General features: G+C 34.5%; 7 protein-coding genes. 2 read left to right on the forward strand and 5 right to left on the reverse strand.

The window, feature by feature from the left end; translation table 11 throughout:
- Positions 1–51: 51 nt before the first annotated feature.
- From H6W52_RS20675 to H6W52_RS20685, 3 genes are all read right to left on the reverse strand, one after another.
- Positions 52–927: a tyrosine-type recombinase/integrase gene (locus H6W52_RS20675; RefSeq protein WP_116096823.1), complete on the reverse strand. Its 876-nt coding sequence runs from the start codon at positions 925–927 to the stop codon at positions 52–54.
- Positions 924–1,706 carry a tyrosine-type recombinase/integrase gene (locus H6W52_RS20680; RefSeq protein WP_001747433.1) on the reverse strand — a complete coding sequence of 261 codons (783 nt, stop codon included), beginning with the start codon at positions 1,704–1,706 and terminating at the stop codon, positions 924–926. Before H6W52_RS20680 ends, H6W52_RS20675 begins: the two co-directional genes overlap by 4 nt.
- A gap of 159 nt (positions 1,707–1,865) precedes the next feature.
- On the reverse strand, positions 1,866–4,235 hold the full coding sequence (locus tag H6W52_RS20685) for a CHC2 zinc finger domain-containing protein (RefSeq protein WP_116096821.1): 2,370 nt from the start codon (positions 4,233–4,235) through the stop codon (positions 1,866–1,868).
- A 150-nt stretch (positions 4,236–4,385) separates the two neighbouring features.
- Here H6W52_RS20685 and H6W52_RS20690 point away from each other — a divergent pair, with 150 nt between their 5' ends.
- Both H6W52_RS20690 and H6W52_RS20695 read left to right on the forward strand, forming a co-directional pair.
- A complete protein-coding gene (locus H6W52_RS20690) occupies positions 4,386–4,757 on the forward strand; it encodes a helix-turn-helix domain-containing protein (RefSeq protein WP_116096819.1) in 372 nt (123 codons plus the stop codon).
- Positions 4,754–5,158 carry a hypothetical protein gene (locus H6W52_RS20695; RefSeq protein WP_116096817.1) on the forward strand — a complete coding sequence of 135 codons (405 nt, stop codon included), beginning with the start codon at positions 4,754–4,756 and terminating at the stop codon, positions 5,156–5,158. Before H6W52_RS20690 ends, H6W52_RS20695 begins: the two co-directional genes overlap by 4 nt.
- Before the next feature lie 37 nt (positions 5,159–5,195).
- On the opposite strand, the gene H6W52_RS20700 is transcribed toward H6W52_RS20695, so the two are convergent.
- The gene (locus tag H6W52_RS20700) at positions 5,196–5,543 is read right to left on the reverse strand and encodes a hypothetical protein (protein ID WP_116096815.1); all 348 of its coding nucleotides are present in this window, start codon (positions 5,541–5,543) and stop codon (positions 5,196–5,198) included.
- 1 nt (position 5,544) lies between these two features.
- Positions 5,545–6,460 (reverse strand): RHS repeat-associated core domain-containing protein (locus tag H6W52_RS20705; RefSeq protein WP_116096825.1); only part of this gene is annotated, 916 nt, incomplete at its 5' end.

Genomic DNA, 6,460 nt, shown 5'->3' on the forward strand with positions numbered 1-6,460 from the left:
CTTAAAATGCAAACGTAGGCAAGAAGCTCGTCTTTCATTTTTTTTAATTTTTCAAATGTATTTTTCTATTTCCTGTTTCAGATTTTCCAGTTCGGTTCTATCAAAATATTCCAGACTTCGTAAATATCTAAATCCTGCTTTATACTGAACTTCTCTTACATTGTATTGTTTTAACCAGAGATTAATCCTGCTGTTTCTGATCAGTTGTAAACTTTCAATATTAATCTGTTTTCGGATCTGTTTTGTTATGCTGCTAAATTTTGTGTTTTCACTGGTGATAAATAATTTATCGGTTTCTTTTACGGTCTTTGAGATTTGTAGGAGTTCCGGTCTTGTTTCTGTGATGTATTTGTAGAGCTCTAAAATCTGCGAAGCTTCTAAAGGTAAAATCCTTTCTTTTAATCGGTTTTCTGTGGCTTCAGGAACGGTAATTTTTCCTTTCTCTAAATCGATATCTTTTACTTTAAGTTCCCGCAAACTTCCTGTATCTAAACCCTGATAAATAATGAGGCTTAAAATAATCTGATTGCGTTTTCCAAATAAACTGAACTGTCCTTTTTTGTATTTCTTCTCTCTAAAATCCTTCTCGATGTCCTGTAATTCTTCTTCGGTTAAAAATCCTGTAATTAAAGGTCTTTTCGGTACTTTTATTCTAAAATTCTTTAAAGGATGGTCTTTCCTTTTTCCTGTGATCTGTAAATATTCAAAGTATTGTTCTACAGTTCTGAGCTGATTATTAACGGTAATGATTGCATATTTTTTCTGCTGTAAGGCTGCAATTTTTAAAAGTTCTGCGGTATTTATTTCATCAAAATCCTGCTTCCCTGAACATAGTTTTTTCCATAACAAAACCTGCTTTTCTTTCTCTGTAAGGGTGCGCTCTGCATAATGATAATGATCTTTTAAGTACTGTAAAAATTCTTTCATAAGTGCGTGTATCTTTGTGTACTTTCTAAACTTCTGTGTCCTAAAAACCGGCTTACTTTTTTCAGTTCCATTCCGTTTTTCAGTAAATGCGTGGCGATACTGTGCCGTAATAAATGGGGATAGATTCTTTTTGTAATACCGCTTTTCTCTGCTGTTTTTTCTATGATAAATTCTATTCCGGAAGGAGTTAGATTTCCTTTCTGTCCCTGTAAAAAACAATCGCCTTTATGGATTCTTTCCTGTAAATATTCCTCAAAAATTTCTAAGGCTTTGCTGTGGATGGGAACTTCTCTCTGATAGCCTGTTTTGGATTTTCTTATCAAGACTTTTGCATTGTCTAAATCTACATCCTCCAGTAACAGTTCCGCCGATTCTCCGGCTCTTAGTCCTAAATAATACAGACTTGCGATAACGGCTTTATCTCTTTTATTTACGGTAGTTTCAAAGAGTTTCTGTATTTCTTCCGGGTTTAATATTTCAACTTCCGGAACAATGATTTTAAGGCTTTTGCAGATCACAAGTCCGGTTTCTTTCTGCTCAATCTCTTTTCTGTAATTTTTGTATAATTTCAGGGCAGTTAAATGATTGTTTACCGTATTGTTGCTGAGTAATTTTTCAGGATTGTTTTTATTTTTCCGCTGTCTCAGATAGCGGATGTAATCTTTCGGAAGATTGCCTTTTGCTCTGTACTCTTCGTATTCTCTTACAGCAGATAAGGTTCTCTGAATGTTTCTTTTCTGATAGTTCCGAAGCTCTAAATATCTTCTAAATTCTTCCATTCTAAAGGTTTAAAGTTTAAGATGTAAAGTTCAGGGTTCATATCTACGACGGTTTTGCTTACTCAATATTTTTTATTGTGGAACGCAAGAGTGATTTTAAATTATAAATTATAGATTTTAAATGTGTTACGCGGTCGTACTTTATTATTTAGCGTTCCGTTAGTGTTCCTTTTGTGTTCCACTGGCGTTCTTCAACTGTCGGATTTGATTGTTTAAAAACTCTTTGATTTCGGTTCTTAGTTTTTGGTGATTATCCCAATAGCTGATTTTGTATTTTATTCCTTTGTTGGCAAAACCTCCGGTCTGTTTAATGTAATCTAATTCTAAAAGGGTCTGTATATGTCTAAACATCTGTGTTTTACTGATATTGAACTCCTGTCTTATATCTCTTAAAATAAATTCCTGATGTTCATTTTTTACATACTTTTTTAATCTTTCAAAAAACTGCCGTAAACTTCCGTCTAACTCATCCACTTTTAAAACAATGCTTTCAAACAGTACTTCTGTAGCCTGTTCGATATCTTCAATTTCTGTTATCAGATAACCGTTTTTAACTTCTCTCTGATATTGATTAATAAAAGTAACCTGCTTTATTACCGCCTGATACATTTCATTTAAACGTCTTATTTTATGAACTTTTTCAGGAAGATTCAGTTTGGTAGCAAATGGATTAATGACCTCGTAATGCTTTAAATTTCTTACTAACTTCTGAACGAAGTTCGTCGCCCAATTTTGTTCGTTGCGGTCGATTTCTCCTGCGTTCCTTTGGTTTTGATAGTGGATAATTCTTTGCGTTTGCTCTTTGCTTTCATCGACTGCCAGTAAAAAGCTTCGGCTCATATTATCCTCATACGTTTCGCCTTTTGTTGTTGCACTTAAACTGCTGAACTGTCCTTTTACGATTTTATGGGAAGATTTATTATTTCCTTTTTTGTCTTTGATGGTGACCGAACTTCTCAGAACCTGGTTGCTGATAAATTCTCTCAGCGCATACAAAGCATCTTCTTTTAATCCGTCCAGATCTTCAATGATGATGATCTTTTGGAATAAATCGAACTCACCCCAATTATATAAACTGGATTCTGTAATTCTTGTAAATCTCAGAACATCTTCCTGCGGCATTAAATCCGCTATTCTCGAGATAATATGGGTCTTTCCGCTTCCGGAACTTCCCTGTACAATGCCGTGCAGAGGACTTTTATTTAAATAGCTGATCGTGATTAAAAATAAAAGCAGTCTGGACTGTTCTTCACCAATGATTCCCGCTTTTTCGATTAACTGATTGAGATTCTTTAGCAGATCCTTTTGCTGTAAAAAGTCGGTTGCTGTTTTGGGTTCTGTAACGCTGAGCTGTGCCAAAGAATCTCCCGCTGATTGTGCGGAGTGCGCAGATTCTTCATTTAACACTGTGTTAAGGCTCTTTACTTCAGATGAAAATAAAATCTTCCTTTCTTCCAAAAGCTGGGTGAAAATACTTTCATCATGAAGTTGCAGTGTTTCGTTAACATCTTTGCAGGGTAATTCAACGGTAGAGATTTTAAGTTTCGGATCATTCTTAATAAATTCTTTGGAGTACTTTTCAACCGCCTTTTTTCCCGCTTCATCACTATCAAAACAAAAGATAATTTCTTTAGATTCTTCGCTTTGCTCAGAATGACACCATTCCTGTATTACCTGTGAAATTTCTTCATTCAATCCGTTCGTTCCAAAACAAGCTACGATACTGTAATTTTCTGCAATATTTTTTATTTGAAGCAGCGATGCTGCATCAATAATGGCTTCCGTTAAAATCAATTTCTTAGTGTCTGATTTCGGATATCCGGGATAAATTCCGGAACGGTTCTTCAGGTAAAAATGTTTCGCTATTGAACCGTCCAATGAAGGATCATCATATAATGCGGAGCGGAAGTACAATCCTGTGATCCGGTGTTCTTTGTTTCTCAGCGCAAAACAGATGCACCATTTCGCAAAAGGGCTGTAGCCTTTTTCGCCTGTTCTGCTGTTGATTAAGCCTTTATCCTGTAATAATCCTGCTTCCAGTGCTTTTTTTATCAGCTCTTCAGTTTTCCGTTCCCCGTGATGAAACTGTCCCGAGTTGTAGCCGATTTCCAAAATACTGTTGTCGAGATTTCTCTTGCCTAAATATTCCCTTGCAGGTTTGGAAGAGTGCAGCGCATTTTTAAAATAGGAAAACATCCTTTCTAAAAATTCTGTGTCGGCTGTTGGCTGTTCGCTTTTGACTGTTTGTTGTTTTCCTTCAACGGACAACTGTAAACCACCAATTAAAGATTCTGCTTTCTTTATTGCTTCGTGTTTTGTGAGTTTCTCGTAATCTTCTATAAACTGGATCACGTCTCCGGTTTTTCCGCAACTGTGGCATTTGTAAAAGTTCTTTTCCAGATTTACCTGAAGACTTGCCGTTTTGTCTTCGTGATAAAAGCAATGAAGCATTTTATTTTTTGGCTCAAGGTGGTAATGTTGCAGAACTGCGGATAAGCTTAAGCGTTCTTTGATGGCGGTGATTTCCATATTCTAAGGTGTTTTAAAATTGATTGTGAATAATTAGAACACGACAAAGATAAAATAAAGTTCTTAAATAGAACAATATTATTTTCTAAAATAAAACATATTTTGCTTAAATGTTCTTATTTAGTAAATTCGCTTTATAATTCTTTTATTATGAAGATAGGCGACAACTTGAAAAAACTTCGTGAGAACAAAGGTTTAACACAGCAGGAGATGGCTGATCTGATGCATACACACAGAACAGGATATTCTAAAATGGAAAACAACCAACAGGATATTCCTGTCGATAAATTGGTTTTTGTCGCTAAACATTTCGGGATTGCCGTAGATGATATTATTTTCTTCAATGAAAAAAACAATGTTCCCAATGAGGTTTCTATGGAAGACACCGCAGTTCTGGAACAGTTAAAACTTATCAATGAACTTGATGCCGAAGAAAAAAACATTCTTCTAAAACTAATCGAAACTTTCGTTTCTAAAAAACGATTTAAAGATTATCTACAGAAAAATATTGCTACGCTATGAAAAAGTATATTTTAATACTTCTTACTTTGTTTCTAATAAATTGTGGTGCGAAAGAACAAGATAGAAAAGAAGCTGAAAAAATAACACAAAAATTTTATTCTCTTTTAAAAGAAAATAACAGAGAGGAAATCTTTAAATTATGTGGTAATGAGCTTTTCAAAATTGCTACAAAAGAACAAGTAAATCAAATGTTTGATACTTCTTTTTCACAATTTGGCAATATTAAAAATGATTCTTTAATATATGAGCAGGCAAGTGTCATAAAAGGAACTAATTCCAGAAATGAATATATATTAATTTACAATGTAAATCGAGATATAAAAAATACCCAAGAAAAATTCACTCTGCATAAAGATGGTGATTCTATTAAAATCGTAGGATATTATATAAGTCCTAATTAATTAAAAAGCTGCCACTCAAATGAGTGGCAGCTTTTTATTATGGTTTGTTTTTTAAAGTTTTATAAAAACTGTAATTTCCTGAACTATCTTGTCGATAAATCTGATAATCTTCAGAGTTTTTCTCCTTGTAAATAGAGTCACCTATTTTTAGATCGTTCTTATCAGGAGCATAAATCCAAAAAGTATAATTAAAATCATTACCTCCAACAAACTTAACAACTTTAGAGTTTTCAAATTTTCTGTTAGATTTTATTTCTTCGATTATACCGACTACTTCCGAACTGTAAAATTTATTGTACTTACTTAAATTCCAAAAAAATACAAATAATACACCTATACAAATAATTATTATAACGATAATAATATTTCTTTTGCTTAGTTCCATATTAATATGATCCTTTTCCAGTTACAGCACCTGTATAATCAGCTACTCTTATTTTTCCATCAAAGCCAACACCAACTCTTGTGTTAGTGAGAGTTACACCAACTCCTACAGAGCCTTTAGCTCCTGCGGCAACTCCAACAGAACGTGTAACCCATCTTCCAGATACTGGACCATTGTTAGGATTAGCATCAAAAGAAACTGCAACTTTACCAACAACCCCCACTACATCAACAAGAGATCCACTTACATACGCTTCTGTTCCTACAACTGTATTTAAGCTCATATCAGAAACCTTACCTGTAAAAGTACTACTAAAGAAGGATAAATCCCCTTCACCTCCTGCTCCGAAAGCAGCACCAATACTTAAAGTGTTTCCTGGATCAAAATAAATCCCAGCATCTTTTCCCCTTGTAATTACTTCAAGCCCCATACTTGTTCCAATTTCCGCTCCACCACCAACTGAGCCACTCTGAGCAACTCCAAATCTGTCAGGAACTAAAAATCTTGCTAAAGGGCTGTTCCACCAACTGGTTTTGGTCATTGTAACCCCTTCAATATTATTTAATCTTCCATTTTCAACAGGTTTTCCTCCTCCAGCTGCTGAGTCATCATATATGTATCCATCTGCTGCATAGTTCATAGTGCCCATTGTATTGCTCGCAAAAGCATATTTAGCACCTTCTATATTATTGTCCTTAAAAAATTGAGTAGCATTCTCTCTGTTTAAATCTTTATTATAAAGATATTGACCATCACCAGTATAATACCAATCTCTTCCATCAGGATCAATTCTCATAATGGGATTATTTCCAACATAATTATATGAGGAATGATTGGTGTAAGATTCTTGATTTGGGTCTTGCACTCCCCATCGTCCGATATCCGCCATATAAAATCTCGCCCCATAATCATACATG

Source organism: Chryseobacterium sp. C2(2020) (assembly GCF_014218915.1).
In the GTDB taxonomy this organism is placed as follows: Bacteria; Bacteroidota; Bacteroidia; order Flavobacteriales; family Weeksellaceae; genus Chryseobacterium; species Chryseobacterium mucoviscidosis.

What these genes read in the sequence shown, in the direction of transcription:
- H6W52_RS20675 (WP_116096823.1), bottom strand. Translation starts at nt 927, where the DNA reads ATGAAAGAATTTTTACAGTACTTAAAAGATCATTATCATTATGCAGAG.
- H6W52_RS20680 (WP_001747433.1), bottom strand. Translation starts at nt 1,706, where the DNA reads ATGGAAGAATTTAGAAGATATTTAGAGCTTCGGAACTATCAGAAAAGA.
- H6W52_RS20685 (WP_116096821.1), bottom strand. Translation starts at nt 4,235, where the DNA reads ATGGAAATCACCGCCATCAAAGAACGCTTAAGCTTATCCGCAGTTCTG.
- H6W52_RS20690 (WP_116096819.1), top strand. Translation starts at nt 4,386, where the DNA reads ATGAAGATAGGCGACAACTTGAAAAAACTTCGTGAGAACAAAGGTTTA.
- H6W52_RS20695 (WP_116096817.1), top strand. Translation starts at nt 4,754, where the DNA reads ATGAAAAAGTATATTTTAATACTTCTTACTTTGTTTCTAATAAATTGT.
- H6W52_RS20700 (WP_116096815.1), bottom strand. Translation starts at nt 5,543, where the DNA reads ATGGAACTAAGCAAAAGAAATATTATTATCGTTATAATAATTATTTGT.